The 17,490-nt window shown below is 34.6% G+C and carries 19 protein-coding genes and 1 tRNA gene; 10 read left to right on the top strand and 10 right to left on the bottom strand.

Annotated features, from left to right (window positions below; all coding sequences use genetic code 11):
• The first annotated feature begins 3 nt into the window (after window positions 1-3).
• Entirely contained in the window at window positions 4-1,041 is a 1,038-nt protein-coding gene (locus tag RCH13_RS09530) for a YncE family protein (protein WP_326987004.1), read from the top strand.
• Window positions 1,042-1,100: 59 nt separating this feature from the next.
• Here the strand turns inward: RCH13_RS09530 and RCH13_RS09525 are convergent, their stop codons facing one another.
• Entirely contained in the window at window positions 1,101-2,522 is a 1,422-nt protein-coding gene (locus tag RCH13_RS09525) for a CCA tRNA nucleotidyltransferase (protein WP_326987003.1), read from the bottom strand.
• A 229-nt stretch (window positions 2,523-2,751) separates the two neighbouring features.
• Window positions 2,752-3,000 carry a hypothetical protein gene (locus RCH13_RS09520; protein ID WP_326987002.1) on the bottom strand — a complete coding sequence of 83 codons (249 nt, stop codon included), beginning with the start codon at window positions 2,998-3,000 and terminating at the stop codon, window positions 2,752-2,754.
• 211 nt (window positions 3,001-3,211) lie between these two features.
• On the opposite strand from RCH13_RS09520, the gene RCH13_RS09515 reads away from it, so the two are divergent.
• The 4 genes from RCH13_RS09515 to RCH13_RS09500 are packed head-to-tail and all read left to right on the top strand — an operon-like array spanning window position 3,212 to window position 6,973.
• Entirely contained in the window at window positions 3,212-3,673 is a 462-nt protein-coding gene (locus RCH13_RS09515) for a GtrA family protein (RefSeq protein ID WP_326987001.1), read from the top strand.
• Window positions 3,674-3,706: 33 nt separating this feature from the next.
• Window positions 3,707-4,432 carry a lysophospholipid acyltransferase family protein gene (locus RCH13_RS09510; protein ID WP_326987000.1) on the top strand — a complete coding sequence of 242 codons (726 nt, stop codon included), beginning with the start codon at window positions 3,707-3,709 and terminating at the stop codon, window positions 4,430-4,432.
• A 41-nt stretch (window positions 4,433-4,473) separates the two neighbouring features.
• Entirely contained in the window at window positions 4,474-5,925 is a 1,452-nt protein-coding gene (locus tag RCH13_RS09505) for an MFS transporter (RefSeq protein WP_326986999.1), read from the top strand.
• The gene (locus RCH13_RS09500) at window positions 5,912-6,973 is read left to right on the top strand and encodes a DUF3810 domain-containing protein (protein WP_326986998.1); all 1,062 of its coding nucleotides are present in this window, start codon (window positions 5,912-5,914) and stop codon (window positions 6,971-6,973) included. The genes RCH13_RS09505 and RCH13_RS09500 overlap by 14 nt, the downstream gene beginning before the upstream one ends.
• 349 nt (window positions 6,974-7,322) lie before the next feature.
• On the opposite strand, the gene RCH13_RS09495 is transcribed toward RCH13_RS09500, so the two are convergent.
• The 7 genes from RCH13_RS09495 to greA all read right to left on the bottom strand — a co-directional run bounded on the left by RCH13_RS09495 (window position 7,323) and on the right by greA (window position 13,332).
• Window positions 7,323-7,396 (bottom strand) — tRNA-Met (locus RCH13_RS09495).
• A gap of 45 nt (window positions 7,397-7,441) precedes the next feature.
• Window positions 7,442-8,725 carry a peroxiredoxin family protein gene (locus tag RCH13_RS09490; protein ID WP_326986997.1) on the bottom strand — a complete coding sequence of 428 codons (1,284 nt, stop codon included), beginning with the start codon at window positions 8,723-8,725 and terminating at the stop codon, window positions 7,442-7,444.
• Between the two features lie 60 nt (window positions 8,726-8,785).
• Window positions 8,786-9,001, bottom strand: coding sequence for a signal peptidase (locus RCH13_RS09485; protein WP_326986996.1), 216 nt, complete (start codon window positions 8,999-9,001; stop codon window positions 8,786-8,788).
• Window positions 9,002-9,017: 16 nt separating this feature from the next.
• Window positions 9,018-11,000, bottom strand: coding sequence for a T9SS type A sorting domain-containing protein (locus tag RCH13_RS09480; protein ID WP_326986995.1), 1,983 nt, complete (start codon window positions 10,998-11,000; stop codon window positions 9,018-9,020).
• An 84-nt stretch (window positions 11,001-11,084) separates the two neighbouring features.
• Complete coding sequence (gene clpX, locus RCH13_RS09475) at window positions 11,085-12,269, bottom strand: ATP-dependent Clp protease ATP-binding subunit ClpX (protein ID WP_326986994.1); 1,185 nt, start codon at window positions 12,267-12,269, stop codon at window positions 11,085-11,087.
• Window positions 12,270-12,326: 57 nt separating this feature from the next.
• On the bottom strand, window positions 12,327-12,716 hold the full coding sequence (locus tag RCH13_RS09470) for an HIT family protein (protein WP_326986993.1): 390 nt from the start codon (window positions 12,714-12,716) through the stop codon (window positions 12,327-12,329).
• 145 nt (window positions 12,717-12,861) lie between these two features.
• The gene (gene greA / locus RCH13_RS09465; RefSeq protein ID WP_326986992.1) at window positions 12,862-13,332 is read right to left on the bottom strand and encodes a transcription elongation factor GreA; all 471 of its coding nucleotides are present in this window, start codon (window positions 13,330-13,332) and stop codon (window positions 12,862-12,864) included.
• 100 nt (window positions 13,333-13,432) lie between these two features.
• On the opposite strand from greA, the gene RCH13_RS09460 reads away from it, so the two are divergent.
• From RCH13_RS09460 to RCH13_RS09445, 4 genes are all read left to right on the top strand, one after another.
• On the top strand, window positions 13,433-13,882 hold the full coding sequence (locus RCH13_RS09460) for a hypothetical protein (RefSeq protein WP_326986991.1): 450 nt from the start codon (window positions 13,433-13,435) through the stop codon (window positions 13,880-13,882).
• 16 nt (window positions 13,883-13,898) lie between these two features.
• On the top strand, window positions 13,899-14,348 hold the full coding sequence (dtd, locus tag RCH13_RS09455; RefSeq protein WP_326986990.1) for a D-aminoacyl-tRNA deacylase: 450 nt from the start codon (window positions 13,899-13,901) through the stop codon (window positions 14,346-14,348).
• 123 nt (window positions 14,349-14,471) lie between these two features.
• A complete protein-coding gene (locus RCH13_RS09450) occupies window positions 14,472-14,984 on the top strand; it encodes a hypothetical protein (protein ID WP_326986989.1) in 513 nt (170 codons plus the stop codon).
• Between the two features lie 6 nt (window positions 14,985-14,990).
• Window positions 14,991-15,773, top strand: coding sequence for an alpha/beta fold hydrolase (locus RCH13_RS09445; RefSeq protein ID WP_326987056.1), 783 nt, complete (start codon window positions 14,991-14,993; stop codon window positions 15,771-15,773).
• 81 nt (window positions 15,774-15,854) lie between these two features.
• On the opposite strand, the gene RCH13_RS09440 is transcribed toward RCH13_RS09445, so the two are convergent.
• The gene (locus RCH13_RS09440; RefSeq protein ID WP_326986988.1) at window positions 15,855-16,862 is read right to left on the bottom strand and encodes a DHH family phosphoesterase; all 1,008 of its coding nucleotides are present in this window, start codon (window positions 16,860-16,862) and stop codon (window positions 15,855-15,857) included.
• A 169-nt stretch (window positions 16,863-17,031) separates the two neighbouring features.
• Here RCH13_RS09440 and RCH13_RS09435 point away from each other — a divergent pair, with 169 nt between their 5' ends.
• Complete coding sequence (locus tag RCH13_RS09435) at window positions 17,032-17,343, top strand: hypothetical protein (RefSeq protein WP_326986987.1); 312 nt, start codon at window positions 17,032-17,034, stop codon at window positions 17,341-17,343.
• Window positions 17,344-17,490 lie beyond the last annotated feature (147 nt).

The raw sequence follows: 17,490 nt of genomic DNA, 5'->3' as shown, positions 1-17,490 counted from the left end.
AAAATGAAAATTTCTAAATTACTGTCTGCAGTATTCGCCGCCACCTTGCTTTTTACCATTTCATGCAGAACAGACGATCCTATTGTAGAACCACAGCCAAAAGGTGCTTATGAAAACGGAATCTTTCTTTCAAACGAAGGTAATTTCGGCACACCAACTGCAACGGTTTCTTTTATTTCTGATGATTTATCCATAGAAAATAATATTTTTAGTACTAATAACGGAGGTGCTGCTTTGGGAGATGTTCTTCAAAATATTGGAGTGAATGGCGATAATGCATATTTGATCCTTAATAATTCTAATAAAATTGAAATCGTAAACCGATATACCTTTAAAAAAGTGGCAACCGTATCTGATCAGGTTTCCCAGCCAAGATATATTGCCTTTGCAAATAATAATTATTACGTAACAAACAGTTCTGGTACTTCGAAATATGTGAATGTTTACAGTGCTACGACCAACACTTTTCTTAAAAAAATTGATTTGACTAATGCAGGAGAAAGAATCTTAGAAGCCAGCGGAAAAATATTCGTGCAAAATGCTTCATTTGGTTCAGGTAAAAAAATCACTATTATCAACCCAACTTCCAACACGGTAGAATCTGAAGTAATCGTTCCTAATGGAAACATCCAGAAAACAATTTCTACTGGTGGGAGTGTCTATACCATCGCATCTACTTCAACCGATTCTTACATCTACAAATTGAGTCCTACTGGCGCAATTTCTTCTACGATTACCTTAACTGGAATTGCTAATGCAACTAATTTAGAAGCTGATGGAACGAAATTTTTCTTCAGTTCTGGAGCGAAAGTTTATTCAATGGACATGAGCACCACGACAGCGCCAACCAATCCAATTCTTACCCTAACTGATACTTCTTGGTCATCGTTGTATGGTTTCAGCGTAATTAATGGTAAAATTTACATTTCTAATGCGAACGGATTTATGGCAGACAGTACGGTAGAAATTTATTCTACTGCAGGTACTTTACTCAAAACAGTTACCGCAGGAAGAGGAACCAATGGTTTCTACAAAAATTAAACACTCCTTTATCTAGGTAACAGAAAGCCCTTCAAACTATATTTGAAAGGGCTTTTATTTTAAACTAAAATCAAACCGATAGATCGACCTTCCTGAATAACGAAATTTCTGGCATCTTCTCTATTATTTGCAATTTCACCTTCTAAAATAGCTTCCTTTACTTTTTCCTTTAAGATTCCGATTTCGCGGCCAGGTTGTAAATTGAACATTTCCATAATTTCTTCCCCAGAAATGGGCGGTTGAAAATTGCGGACCTGATCTTTTTCTTCTACCTCTTTGATTTTAAGCGCTACTTCTTCAAAATTTCTTTTAAATTTCGCCTGCTTGGCTGAACTTTTCGTGGTGATATCGGCTTTGTTCAAGATAAACAGATCTTCCAAATCTTCTCCAGCATCGAATAAAAGTCGACGGAGAGCAGAATCAGATGTATCGTCATCAATTAAAGCAATGGGTCTTGAAGAAAGTTTGACTAATTTCTGAACATATTTCATATCTGCCCCCAAAGGCAATTTCAGACGATGAAAAAGAGACTTCACCATTTTTGAGCCTAAAAACTCATGCCCGTGAAAGGTCCAACCACTGCCTTCAACAAACTTTTTGGTAGGCGCTTTTCCAATGTCATGAAGTAGAGCGGCCCACCGAAGCCAAAGATTATTTGTATTTTGAGATATATTATCTACCACTTCCAGCGTGTGCCAAAAATTATCTTTGTGCGTCTGTCCTTCTATTTCTTCAACCCCTTTTAAGGCTGTTAATTCTGGCATTATCATTTTTAATAAGCCTGTTTGCTCTAACAACTGCAGCCCTTTTGAAGGTTTTTCTGAAAGCATGATTTTATTAAACTCAACCATAATGCGTTCCAGCGAAACGATTCGTATCCTTTTTGCTTCACTTTTAATTGCCGCCAAAGAATTTTCTTCAATAGTAAAATTTAAAGTAGACGCAAATCTAATGGCACGCATCATGCGAAGAGGATCGTCAGAATAGGTTTGAACAGGTGCCAATGGGGTGCGTAAAATTTTATTTTTCAGGTCTGAAATTCCCTCAAAAGGATCAATTAATTCTCCAAAATTATTTTCATTTAAGGAAATAGCCAACGCATTGATCGTAAAATCCCGACGTTTTTGGTCATCTTCTAAAGTACCTGTTTCTACAAAAGGTTTACGGGAATCTTCAGCATAGCTTTCTTTTCTGGCACCTACAAATTCTAAATCCAGGCCATTATGCTTAAACATTGCAGTGCCATAATTTTTGAAAATAGAAACTTTTAAATTGGGATCTATTTCATTTGCAACGGCCTTTGCAAGGCCCATCCCGTTTCCTTCTGTGACAAAATCAATATCCGTTGAACTCACTCTTTTCATCAATAAATCCCGCACGTAACCACCCACGATGAAAGCAGACTGCTTGTTTTCTGCTGCAACTTTTGCTATTACTTTAAAAAGTTTAAGATTTTTATTCTGATTAATATTGATATTCATAAGGCAAAAGTCCGAGATCAGTTGATGATCGTCTATAGTTTTGGCAAAGGTAAGGAAAGGATGGTGAAACGGAAATTTGAAGCTGCCTATCTGCGCCTATTTTGTAAAAAATGAAAGCATGAATTGAACAATTCATGCTTCTTTGTATCTTGTATTTGGTACGCCGTACGGATCTGCTAATAATTTCGGATAAATATGCTGTAGTAATTGTAAAGCGTGTATTTAACATTTACTGAATATCTGGCGTATCTAAGAGCCAAACATCGATTTCTTCTTCTAAATATTCTGCTTGAAGTTTTACAGCTTCAATAAAATCATCGGGAACAGGAGAACATTCTTTGTTTTCTAAATCCCAAAGGTCATTAGAAATGGATTCATACTCAGAATAAATTCTTTTAAAGCGCGGACTGTTTTTTTCCAACTCTTCAATCTTCGTTTTTTGCGGACTAAATTTTCTAAAAGATCTTTGCAATTTCATGGTTTTTTGTTAAATTTTCATTCATAATGATATATCGTTATCAGTTCTAAAATTTCTAAGACATTGCCAATAAATAATTGAAAATGAATTAATTAACACCCTCTGAGTTTATTTTAAAAATTAAATTTAGATAATAATTTGATATAAAAAAATATTTTAACAAGTTTTTCTGATTGTTTAACATATAGTTTTAAATTTGCAACAATCTTATATGAAAGAACTTTTATTTAAACAAAAACAGATCCTTCTTTTCGCACTTGCCGGTGCGCTGAGTGCAGTAATTGAGATCGGTTCTTTTAAGATTTTCAGTGTACAATTGCCGCAGTTTTTTCCACAGGAACAGAATTTTTTGGGAATTCATTTCCCGCTGAGCAATATTTTTTCTACAACGTGTGGTATCGTGACCAACTATTTTTTAAGTATCTGGTTTGTTTTTGAAAGAGGCAAACATTCTAAAAAAAAGGAATTTACTTACTTCATGCTTATTTCATTTTTATCTACCATCATCAGCTTAACAATCTTCCAACTCTTTTTCCGTTTGGTATTTCTACAATATTTTGATTTTGTGGGTATATTCGTTTTCAGCCGAGAAATGCTGAGTAAAATCTCTGCCATCATTTTGGTGTCGGTTTTAAATTATACAGTAAAGAAAAATGTTATATTTAATGGATAAAAACTTCTACAATTTCCGCTGAAACTAGATACAATGAATAAAATTCTCAATTATATTTGGCGAGGCTGGATGGTGATTTTAGGAACGGTGCTCACCATTGTAATGGGAATTCCGGTTCTTTTATTTTCTATTCGAAAAGAGCATTATAAATATGCCTACAAATTCATTCGCATGTGGTGTTTCGGCATGTTTTACGGCATGGGATTTCGGTATGAATTGAAAAATTTAACTGCAAAAAAAATAGATAAAAGCATGCAATATGTTTTTATTTCTAACCACACTTCCATTATGGATGTGATGTTACCCTGCATCTTGATGCCTCATCATCCTTTATGTTATGTAGGAAAAAAAGAATTAGTGAATATTCCAATTTTTGGAATTATTTATAAGAGAATATGCGTCATGGTAGATCGTAAATCCGCGAAGAGCCGTGCTGATGTATACAGAAGATGTGCAGAAAGAATGGAAGAAGGAGACAGCATTGTAATTTTTCCAGAAGGCGGTGTTTCAGATGATACTTCAATCGTGTTAGATGAATTTAAAGACGGAGCTTTTACGCTCGCTTACAAGCATCACTCCCCTATTTTAGTATTTACTTTCGTAGGATTGAAGGAAATGTTTCCTTTTGATTATTCAAAAGGTTATCCAGGAAAAGTTCAGGTTTATTTTAATGAAATTTTAGAACCTGTTGAAAGTGTAGCTGCTTTAAAAACAAGAGCGCATGCCGAAATAAAAAATACTTTGCAAAATCCTCTGTGAGGGGGAAAATAGTTATATTTGTTTTAACTAATAATAAATAAATGTCTAATACTACCTATTCTAAGCAGACCAACTGGGGTCAATTCATTCCATTGGTTACTGTTTTTTTCTTTTGGGGTTTTGTTGCAGCGAGCAATGATATTTTAATCCCCGTATTCAAAAAAGCTTTTAATCTAACCCAAAGTCAAAGCCAATTGGTTTCGGTTGCATTTTACGTTGCCTACACCGTTGGATCACTGATTTACATGTTTATATCCAAAGCGATTCGCCAAGATTTAGTAAATAGGATTGGGTACAAAAATGGTTTAATTACGGGACTTTTGATATCTGCTGCAGGAACTTTACTCTTCTATCCTGCTGCAAACATGTCTTCTTTTCCCTTAATGATTACAGGATTATTCATTTTAGGTTTAGGATTTTCTTTACAGCAAATTGTAGCAAATCCTTTAGCCATTGAAGTTGGCCCCGTGGAAACTGGATCACAGCGATTGACAATGGCGGGGGGGATTAATAATTTAGGAACTACCATAGGTCCATTAATTGTCGCTTTTGCTATCTTCGGTTCAGCTACAGGATCAAATACGGAAGCGAGTATAGAATCCGTGAAAATCCCTTACATGATTTTAGGAGGCGCATTTATACTAGTCGCTATTTTATTAAAATTTTCATCACTGCCACAGATTACTCCCACTATAACAGAAGATACTACAGATGCAGTTCCGGGTGAACATCGCGATTCCGCATTAAAATATCCACAGCTTGTTTTAGGAATGATTGCAATATTTGTTTACGTAGGTGTAGAGGTTTCTACCGCAAGTAATTTACCTGCTTACATGGAGCAATCTCTGGGTTTTAGCACGAAAGATATCGCACCTTATGTATCTTTATATTGGGCCTCATTAATGATCGGACGTTGGACTGGTGCAGTAGAAGCCTTTGATATTACAGCTGGTTCCAAGAAAATTTTAAGATTTTTAGCACCCTATTTAGCATTTGGAGTGTTTCTTTTGGTAAATGCAATTGCAAAACATGATTTATCCAATTTCTACGTTTACGGACTGGTCATTTTAGTGATGATTGCATGTGATATTTTAAGCAAAGGAAATCCAGCAAGAATGCTTTTAATATTTTCAGGAATGGGAATTCTCTGTATCGCGATTGGAATGATGACTACCGGTATGCTTTCTGTCTATGCTTTTACGAGTGTGGGTCTATTCTGTTCTACATTATGGCCTTGCATTTTCGCTCTTGCAATCAATGGTCTAGGAAAACACACCAATCAGGGTTCTGGTTACCTAATTATGATGATTATGGGAGGTGGAATAATTTCTTGGTTACAAGGTTGGTTGGCTGATCAAACGAATATTCATTTCAGCTATATCATCGGAATTTTATGTTTCCTATATTTGGCATTCTACGCAATTAAAGTGACCGGAATTTTAAAAGCACAAGGAATTACTTTAGATCAAATTAAAAGTGATGGCGGACATTAAAATCCAATCATTATATAAGAAAAAAAGATTTTGGGCAGGTATTTTACTTGCCCAATTTCTTTTGTTTTGGATTTTATCAAAGTTTACTTTCTTTATTAGCTTGATGGAAAGTTTTTTTGAATTTCAAAAAAGCATGCATCAAAAATTGTTCTCGTTCTTCCCTTTTTCCATGGGAGATGTATTTTATATTTCCATCTGCGTTTTCTTACTTTTTACGATTGTTAAGATTATTAATAAAAAGTCCCGACATAAATGGATATTCAATTTACTTCTATTTGCAAATGTGTTCTACTTCTTTTATCAAATTTTTTGGGGCGTTCTTTATTTCCAAAATCCGCTAAATGAAAAACTTCCGCAAGAAGAAGTGCTTGTAATCGAAAGAAAAGAGTTAGCATTACAATATCTGAAAAAATGCAAAGTCACTAGAAATTTGGTTTCTGAAGATTCGAATGGAGTCTTTCAAATTAAAAATTTAGAACGAACCAAAAGTCAGATATTAAAGGAGCAAGAAATGCTTCCTACCTTTATTAATGATAAAAAAAGCACTGAAGAATTATTGATGAAACCTAGTTTATTTCACGGCGTGATGAGTTATACAGGTATTCTGGGATACTATAATCCCTTCACTGCAGAAGCCCAGTATAATGCGGAATTGCCTGCCATTTACCTGCCCTTCACCCTTGCTCATGAATCCGCGCACCAGTTAGGCTATGCAAGAGAGCAGGAAGCCAATTTCATGGCTTATCTTCTCGGCAAAGATGCAGAAAATGTAGATTTGAAATATAGTACCGAATATTATGTTCTAAAATCGATTTTGAATTCCTTGGCTGAAGAAGATGTGCGGTTTGTAGAACAAATTCTTACACAATATTCTCCAGGGATGAAAAGAGATCGCTTGGCCGAGAAAGACTTTAGAGAAAAGCACGAGGGTTTATTAGATTTTGTATTTGGATATACCAACGATTTATTCTTAAAAGGAAATCAGCAGGAAGGCAGCATTACTTACTCTTATTTTGTTGATTTAGTGGTTCGCTATGAGCGTCTGTAGGGTAAGAAATAAACAAGAAAAAAGAATTGCATCTTACGATGCAATTCTAAACACAAATGATGAAAAAAAATTTATTGTCTTCTTGATGACTAACGTCATTATTAAGACAATCCAAATGTATAACAATTTTTTTATCCAGCAAAATTTAGTTCTATAAAATTTTACAAGACTTTTAACTATAATAATTTATGTTTGATTTATATGTATAACAATTTACAAATTTTTGTAATTAATACAAATTAATCTGCAGTTTTCACTTGAATTTACATTGGTAAGTTTTCCAGAATTTTTCATGAACGGTCGAAAAATTAAGCCGTAAAAAAAAGCCCATCAAATTGATGGGCTTTTGTAGCGAAGACGGGAATTGAACCCGTGACCTCAGGGTTATGAATCCTGCGCTCTAACCAACTGAGCTACCTCGCCATTAGAGTGGTGCAAAGATATAAATATTTTGTAACGCAGCAAAAATTAATTTAAGTTTAAATAAGTAATTACATCTGCGGCATGATCAGGCTTTGCAATAATTTTGTTAGCACTGTCTAAAACGAAATAAGTTGGCGTTGCATGTACATTATACGTCTCGCCGTAGGAACTGTACCAACCTCTTAATTCTGAGTCATTTACCCAAGGAAGATTTTTAACTTTCGCATCGTATACCGCTTTTTCACTATCTAGAGATAAGGCAATAACTTCTATGTTTTTAGATTTCATAGCAGCATACTTTTCTATAAGTTTAGGTAATTCAGCTTCACAATGGGAACAGGTTGATGACCAAAAGACAACAATTTTCTTATCTGCTTTCAGATCATAAATAGATTTAGCTTTCGTATTGGTAGCACCTTTGAAGGTGTTATTCGGAAATACACTTCCAATTTCTGTATTTTTGTTCGTCGCGATGGTTGATGCTAATCTATCGTTTATGGTACATTTTAAGTTTTGTGCTTCAGTAAGATATTTAGTCTTAAGATCCGTCATTTCATAAGCGTTGAAGATGTCTATTAATTCTGACAAAACGGTTTGACCTCTCGGCGTTTCCAGGTTTACTGCAGTAAGTAGTTTATCAACATCTGCTTGCACACGATCTTTAGGACCCATATTTAAATAAGCCATTAAAATTTCTCTCATCAGAGAAGATGATTCTAACATTTCATTGGATCCTGATAGAAATCGGATGGTCTCTTCTTGGGTTGCTGGAGTAGAACCTGCTTTTTTCTCTACGAACTTACTGTAATTAGTTCGGTAATAGTTAATGAAGGAATTTTTGGTAAAGTCTTGACCGCTTGAAGATAATCTCGCAATTTCTTTTTCTAAAGCCAAACCAAAATCATTTTTACCTTTATAGTATTCTTTCATTTGATAAAGTGCTGGCAAAATGTATTGCTGCTTCTGCTGTACATCTTGAATACTATTCATGAGCGCATTGCTCTCATCCAAATATTCTACAGTAGTAATTTTATTCTTGTCTGAATCAAATTTGATTTTAACGTCTTTATTCTCTGAAATAAAATTGAGAGAAACGTTACTTTCCGGGAAATAAATTTTCATCATTCCCACGTAAGGTTTATCTACATTAATTTGCCAACTATTTCCTTTTCTTATCTCTTTGGTGTTTAATATATCTTTGGAACCATTAAGGGAATAGAGATATAATTCTTTCGGGGTAAAATTAGCAGTAGTTTCTATATTGATTTTAAATTGAGCAGAAACCGTTTGCAAGGCAAGAATTGCCACAAGACCAAAAATATTTTTCATGATGTAAATATAAAAAAACTCACCGAATTCGATGAGTTTAAAATGATCTTAATTTTATCTTTAAACTACTTTTTTTTGTAGCTTTTTCCCAAAATATAGAATAAGCAGCATGGCAACAATTGCAAGCACATAAATGTACAAATCTATTGGAGAAGATGGTGCTCCTGGACCTGTACCGCCACCACCAGGTGGAGGGCTTGGTGGGCCACTTTGGGCTTTGTAGGCTAATCCTAAAATTAGGAATAAAAAAAGTAAAGTTTTATTAATATGTTTCATAACATGTATTTTTATATTATCTGATGATTTTGGAACTGATTTTTTCCCCAGTTTCTGATGTAGCTGTTACAATGTACGAACTGTTTCCTTTTGATAAAGTGATTTCATAATCATTATCTGCTTTTACAGATTTTTGAGTAATCACTAATTTTCCACTCATATCATAAACTTGAATGTCTGCATTTTTCCATAGTGGATCAAAACGCACTACAAACTTGTCAATGGACTTATTGTAAGCCACTACTGTACGAGATGGTTTAACATTACCATTTGTACTTAATACGGTATTCGGCTTTCCAAAATACAGATTATATTCTTCGCTGTTGACAGGTATTGTTTGATTCTGAGCAATTTCTGTAACTTGACCAGTAGGTGATTTATAATAAAATCCAACTCCGGTTGATAGATTATGAACGCCGTTTTCTATTAATTGGGCATTTTCTCTAATCTCAAATTTTAAGGATTTAATCGCTGAACTATATAATGCTAAAGGGATTGCTTTTCCTTTAAAATCTTCTTCATTAGCTTCATTAATGTAGAGCCAATAATTATTGATGTAATTATTATCGTATCCACCATTGATAGCATCTTCTTCATACGTACCTAAAATATTACCACTTCCTAATCTAGATTGCACTGTATTTCCAGTGGTGTAACCAGAAGTTGCACTTGGATATACCGCGTAATATGCTCGAGCCAATTCATTACCATCTGCATCTAAGCCAATTATTCCTAATTGCTTAACAGAAGAATTAGTCTGTCCTTGCTTCGCCGTTGGAGAATATGGAGTAGCACTTGACCTAGGAGAATATTTAAATCTTCGTAAACCATCAAAATTTAAGGTTGCGCCTAAATTATCATTGAGTTTAATAACAAAAGTTTGCATTGGGCGAATTATAAGTCCCACATCACCAACAGGAGATGGATTTGCGCTCGTAAAATTTACAAATTTTGCATTTTCAGAATACGTTCCTACACCTGGTAAAGTTTTTACTGTTCCTGGATCAAAACGGATACCTTTGATAGTTGAAATTGCATTTCCATCGCTTGGTGTTGCTTCCACAATCCCTATCTGGCTCAGATCCAAATTAATTAAATATGGATTTCCGAACTGATAGATATTTCTTCCAAAATTGGCGGTCCAAGGTGTAGCTAAATCCCAATCATCTTGTAAATACGTATTGTATTTCTCATTATAAGAATTATTAAAGCTTCCTCCGGGTCCAAAATTAATCGGGTTTACTCCTGTATATCCCGCGCCACTAAGTGATTCTACAATTCCGTTTGTAAATGGCACCCCACGAAGAGTGTAAACTGAACCATTAGGAATTGCAGGTACAGAAGGGTTTGCTGCCATAGACGCGGGTGGATTTCCTGTATCCAAATTATTGGATCCCAACATATAGTATGTATTTCCTTTTGGCGTAGTGGAGCTGACATTGAAATTATCTGAAACAACTGTTGTATTATTCCAAGTAAGAACTTCATTTTTGGAGTACCTGGTGTTGTTAAAAGTTTTACCTAATGTGCCAATTCCTGTTCCAGATAGACTGGAAATTTGTTTTTGATAAAAAGGTAATGCAATCTGTTGATAGGTACCATTTTTTGCAGTTCTAAATTCCTTATCCACAATTGCAGTAAGTAAAGTAGATTGTGCAATTCCATTGATGTATAACTGCCCATAAGTTGATGGTGCAGTTGTACTAGCATAGTTTGCGGGGTTATTGATCCTTAGGATAATATTACCTCCAGAAAGTTGCGGAGCTGTACCTGCCGCGTTTAATGTTTGTAATGCATCACCAGAAGCTCCTACTACCATTACGTCTCCTCTTACATCTAAAACTCCTGTTCCTGTTGTTTGAAGTCCACCACCGTTGTAAACCAATGTGTTTTCAGATACATAAAATAGTGCTCCTGAATTGACACTACTTATCACGTTTTGTGCGGCTGCTGAAACGCCAAGCGAGAGAAGAGCCACCGTTAATAGATTTCTTATCATTTTAATAAAATTTGTGTTTTTAATGAATATAATTCAGCAACAAATATATTACAAATTTTTCTATATCAAAGCAAATCAAAAAAATTAGGAGACCTTGACATCATTTAGGGTTAAAACCACCTTTTTCTTTGCGGCAATATTAAACATATAATCTTCCAAAACCTTTTCTGTAGTTCCGCGCAAACCTCTTGCTCCTAGGCCCTTGTCAATCGTCTCATCTACAATCTTATCAATCGCTTCATCTGTGAACTTTAATTCTACCCCGTCCATTTTAAATAATTCTACAAATTGTTTAACGATGGAATTTTTTGGCTCCTTCATAATGCGGATCATGGTTTCTTTGGAAAGTTTATCCAAATAAGTGACAATTGGAAATCTTCCTAAAAGTTCTGGAATCAGACCAAATTTTCGTAAATCAATCGCATTGATTTGTTTTAAGATATATTCCTCCTCTTCATTTTTGCTCAGTTTTTCTGCACTGAATCCAATTGAATGCTTGTTTAATCTTTTTTCAATGATATCTTTAATACCATCAAAGGCGCCACCGGCGATAAATAATATGTTTTGCGTGTTAACTTGAATGTACTTTTGATCAGGATGTTTTCTCCCGCCTTGTGGCGGAACATTTACAATACTTCCTTCTAAAAGTTTAAGCAGTCCCTGCTGAACTCCTTCACCAGAAACATCGCGTGTGATGCTCGGATTATCTGATTTTCTCGCGATTTTATCAATTTCATCAATAAATACAATTCCTTTTTCCGCTTTTTCAACGTCGAAATCTGCTACTTGCAGCAATCTGGATAAAATACTTTCTACGTCTTCTCCTACATATCCCGCTTCTGTTAAAATGGTAGCATCTACAATACAAAAGGGAACATTTAATTCTTTTGCGATCGATTTTGCCAAAAGTGTTTTACCAGTACCCGTTTCTCCAATCATGATAATATTGGATTTCTCAATCTCTACTTCTCTGTTTTCATCTTGTGCGTGAAGCAGGCGTTTGTAATGATTATAAACCGCAATTGAAAGTTGCTTTTTCGCTTGATCTTGTCCGATAACGTACTGATCTAAGAATTTTTTAATCTCTTTTGGTTTTTTAAGGTCTTCTACCTTATCTGCAGCTGGAGCAATTTTAGCATTCGCATTTTCTTTAACAATAGCGTGAGCTTGCTCAATACAATTTTCACATATAAAACCTTCGTTTCCAGAGACAAGCATTTCTACTTCACTCCGTTTACTTCCGCAAAAAGAACATTGGTTAGAATTCATATAATTAAGTGGCGTTTAGTAGTTAAAAAATTTATCAAATATTTTGACAAAGTATTTTTATGAGTTGATAATAAGATTTTGAATTTCTTCGTATTCCATCGAGGATAATTTTAATCTCACGTTTTTAAAATTCAGGTCTTCAGTTCTATTAATCGGAACTAAATGAATGTGTGCATGCGGAACTTCTAATCCGATTACTGCAACAGCGATTCTTTGATTCGGGAAGGCATTCTCTAATTTTTTTGCCACAGACTGTGCAAAACTCCAAAGATTTTTAAAGTCATCATCTTCCAAATCAAATATAAAGTCAATTTCTTTTTTTGGAATTACCAAAGTATGTCCTTTCGCCAAAGGCATTGCATCCAGAAAAGCCACGTGCTCATCATCTTCAGCAATTTTAAAGGAGGGAATTTCTCCGGCGATAATTTTAGTGAATATAGAACTCATCAGATTTAAATTTTGATATTAAAACGATTTAAAGATAGGTTTGAAATTCACGTTTTCGAACTTTTATCTTATAAATGCAAAAATACTATTAATTAAAAAAATTCTATGTTAAGGAAGTGATAAACTTAGATCGTTATTAATCCACTTAAACGGTAATATTTAGGATCTCAAACGTTAATTTGTTTCCATTTGGCAGCACAATCTCTGCAGTTTCCCCAATGCATTTGCCCATAAGACCTTTTGCGATTGGAGTGTTGAGAGAAATTTTACCGGTTTTCAAATCACTTTCATTATCTGGAACAATGGTAAATTTTTGTTCTCCCTTCGTCGCAAGATTTTTCAGGGTAACCGTAGTTAACATAGAAACTTTGGAGCTGTCTAATTGCGTTTCGTCAATTACTTTACCATTATTTATTAAGTCTTTCAGCTTAGAAATTTTCATCTCCAGCATCCCTTGTGCTTCTTTCGCTGCATCATATTCAGCATTCTCAGAAAGGTCTCCTTTATCTCTAGCTTCAGCAATCTGCTGTGTAATTTTTGGTCGTTCAATTGTTTCCAGTTGTTCAAGTTCAGCCTTCATTTTATCTAAACCTGCTTGGGTAACATAACTTGCCATAGTCTCTAATATTTAACGTTAGTATAAAAAAATAATCCGACATTTGTCGGACAATGTTTTCTTTGTGAATTCGTTTTACAAATATATAACTTTATTTTAAATGAAAAGAAAATTTTCACTTCTATTATTAGCAATACCACTCATTTTCAGCACCTTAAACCTAATTTCTTGCAAAGAAAGAGAAGAAACCGTATCCTGCTTCCCCAGATCACCCATCAGTGTTATTCTTAATTTGAATTTGCCCGCATATTTTGCTTTGCAAAGTGTAAACGGATGGATTTATCTAGATGAACAACAGTCTGGAACGCGCGGTCTAATTGTAGTTAAATCAACAAACGGATTCAAAATTTATGATAGAAACGCACCGCATATTTGCCCAGACAATAATACAACACTGACTGTAGAAAGCAATATAAAAATATCTTGTCTAAAAGATGGCGCTGAATGGATTTTACTAACAGGTGAACCCACCAAAATCGCTCAAATTGCGCCAAAAACATACCGATACAATTACGACGCAAGCAGCAATATTTTATCAATTTTTGAATAGATAAACATTTTTGAGGATGAAGGCAGTAATTCAGAGAGTTAGTATGGCAAAAGTAGAAGTCAATAAGAAGATTGTGGGTCAAATTTCCGCAGGTTTATTATTGCTAATTGGCATCGATGAAGAAGACACTGAAACAGACGCAGAATGGCTGACTCAAAAAGTGATAAACTTAAGAATTTTCAGCGATGAGGAGGGAAAGCTTAATTTGTCAGTGCAAGAAATAAGAGGAGAAATTCTCTGCATCAGTCAGTTTACTTTAATTGCTGATTACAAAAAAGGGAACCGACCTTCTTTCATTAAGGCAGCCAGACCAGAAAGTGCGATCCCTCTTTTTGATTATTTCAAAGTTCTGCTTTCTCAATCAAATCTAAAAATAGAAAGTGGAATTTTCGGTGCAGATATGAAGGTTAATTTGATCAATGATGGACCGGTAACCATTGTGATTGACTCCAGGACCAAACTTTAGGTTTATCAATTACAATTCTCTTTAGCTTTATAAAAAATTCAGGCAAATATTGAAGTCGATCAAAGAAATGTGACTGTAAATCCACGGTCATTTTATATTTTTGAGTAAAATAAATACTCTAATTTGAAAAAGTTAATACCAGTTTTGGCCCTTCTTTCTTTAGTTTTTTGTAAAAAAGATGATAGCAGGCAGAAAAAAATGGATTTGAGCGAAAACATGCGCATTGATTCAATAAATGCCGCTCGGATTAAACACAATGAGCAGATTAAAGCATTGAATTCAAAAAATTTATTTCGAGATTTAAGTGGATCTCATCGTTTAACTCATAATTTAATTTCAAATTCAGGAGAAGTACTGCTAAAAAAAATCGGGAGAGATTTATATTTCATTTCTGGTGAGGCCAAAGCTGGCAAAGACTATGTAAAAATTGAAGGAGAAATCAATATGATTTCTCAGGATTATTTAAACTTTGAGGGTCAGATCACTCAAAGTATTGCGGAAAACGAGAATGGTAAATTAGACTTGCGTAAGAAAAAAACCAGCTTTGCCAAAAAAGGAAATTCGAATTATTTCCGCTTGCAAAACATGACAAATAGTCAAGGATTTATAGATTACATTGACCTATACCTCAAATAAAAAATGATGCTATATTACAAAATATCAGGAAACGGAAAAGAAAATTTAGTGCTTTTGCATGGTTTTATGGAAAATCACACCATTTGGGAGGACATGGAAAAAACACTCTCTGATGATTTTAAACTCATAAAAATTGATTTACCTGGACATGGAAAATCTGATGTGTACGGAGAGATTCAGACCATGGAATCAATGGCCGAAGAAGTACATAAGATTACCACTCATTTAGATTTACCAAAATTTCATCTGCTTGGTCACTCTATGGGCGGTTACACCACTTTGGCTTTCGCGGAAAAATATCCGGAAAAGCTAAAATCCTTGACCTTATTCTTTTCGACCTACTTCCCAGATGATGAGGAGAAAAAAGAACAGCGCAGAAAAAGTTTACGACTAATTAAAGAAGCTTTTTCAAATTATGTTAGTGCAGGTGTTCCTAATCTTTTTAACCCCAATGAAAAAGATATTTTGGAAGGAAAAATAAATCTCGCGAAAGAAATAGCGCTTTCCACAAAAAAAGAAGGTGTTATCGCATCTGTGAGAGGCATGATTGAAAGAACGGACAAACTTGAAGTCCTGAAAAATTTCTCTGGTAAAATTTTAGTTTTAGCTGGTAAACATGACGGTGCGGTAAATGGCAAGAAAACTCTGGAACTTTTGCCTGACCAAACTAACATTAAAAGTTATCTTTTGGATTGTGGGCATAATGGTCATTGGGAAAAACCAGAAATTTGCGCTTCCATTATCAACTCTGAGCTTTTGCACAATCTGCCGAAAAAATTCATCCTTTAGAACATTATAATCAAAGAATTATTAATTTGGTCTTCCTTTTTTTTCTTAAAAACAGGGTTAAATAGATCAGTAATTCTGCAATTAAAACTCTTCCCCTTCAATTTTAACTTTAAAATCTTCGATGGTTTCTTCGATGGACTTCATGTATTTTCCACCTGCAGCATTAATGTGACCACCGCCATCAAAATGATTTCTAGAAAATTGATTGACATCAACATAATCTTTGGATCGGAAAGAAATCTTGACAAAATCTTCATACAAATCCTCCATAAAAAAGGCAGAAACTTGTGTTCCCATGATACTTAACCCATAATTTACAAAACCTTCTGTATCTCCTTTTTGAAAGCCATACTGTTTAAGCTCATCTCTCTTTAACCACAGAATCGCCACTTTCCCATCTTTCACCACTTCAATTCTTCCTAAAATCAACGCTAACAGATGAAGTCTTGAAACGGTGTTAGTGTCCCAAGTGCTGGATGTAATTTGTGCTGGATCTGCGCCATTTTCAATGAGTTTGGCTGTAATTCTATGGGTAGTAGCACTGGTAGATCTAAACCTGAATCCTCCCGTATCAGTCATTATTCCTGTATAAAGGCAATCTGCAATTTCCTTATTGACCAATTCCTCTTCCCCTAATGCTTCTATAAAGTGATAAACCATCTGAGAAGTAGCTGGAATGGTAACATCTGAATAAACAAAATCAAAATTATCTGGTTGCTGATGATGATCTATCAAGATTTTCTTTGCGCGCGCTTTTTCTATCCAAGGGCCTACTAAATTTCCACTTCTGTGGGACGCGTTAAAATCTAAAATGAAAATAACATCTGCATTGTAAATTGCTTCACCTGCAATCTTTCTTTTATAATCTGCAATGATTACTTGTTTCGCTTCTGGCATCCACTTTAGAAACTTAGGGAAATCATTTGGTACAATAACGTCCGCTTCCAAACCCTTCTGTTTAAGAAAATGTTTCAGTCCCAAACTAGAACCAATTGCGTCTCCGTCTGGATTATAGTGAGTGATAATAACTATTTTATTTTGGGGAACTAAAAGATTTTTAAGGGCAGAAATTTGGAAAGAATCAAACATTAATTAGAATTTTTGGAGGAACAAAGATAAGATTTGTTTTCAAGGGAAAAACTATCTAAACCATTCTTCATAAAATTTTCCGGGTGTTTTTACCTAAGGTTCAAGGGTGATTAGGCTAGGAGAATAGCACAATCAAAAACGGAGCTTTGCAACACATTAACCCATAAAAATGAAAAAAATCTATTTACTATTCCTTACTCTGTTTGGTATATTCGCCTTTGCACAAACTAACCGAACAACAGATGTAATCCCACCAAAGATTGACATAAAACCAATAACATTTAAGTATCCTATAAATGCATTTGTAAGTTTGAATGATTATTACCAAGAATTTAATGCGCAAAATTTAATCGCACCAAAATTACATGGACAAACGCCATTTATAACTGACAATATATCGTCCCAACAGTTTGATGCTGCAAATACCCTATATTCTGCAAATGCTGCTGAGGATTTTACAGTTCCTGCACATAAATTCTGAAACATAAATGCAGTGTTTATCCGTGGACAAACCAATGACTTAAGCTATCCAACTTCTTACAATGTAACTTTCTGTCAAAATAAGCTCTCAAATTTACCCGGAACTGTAATTCGAACAGAAAACATAGTACTTGCAGCTGGATCGGAA

The organism is Chryseobacterium sp. MP_3.2, assembly GCF_035984805.1.
Lineage (GTDB): Bacteria > Bacteroidota > Bacteroidia > Flavobacteriales > Weeksellaceae > Kaistella.
Note: the sequence above shows the minus strand (reverse complement) of the source record. Positions and strands in the feature narration are given on the sequence as shown.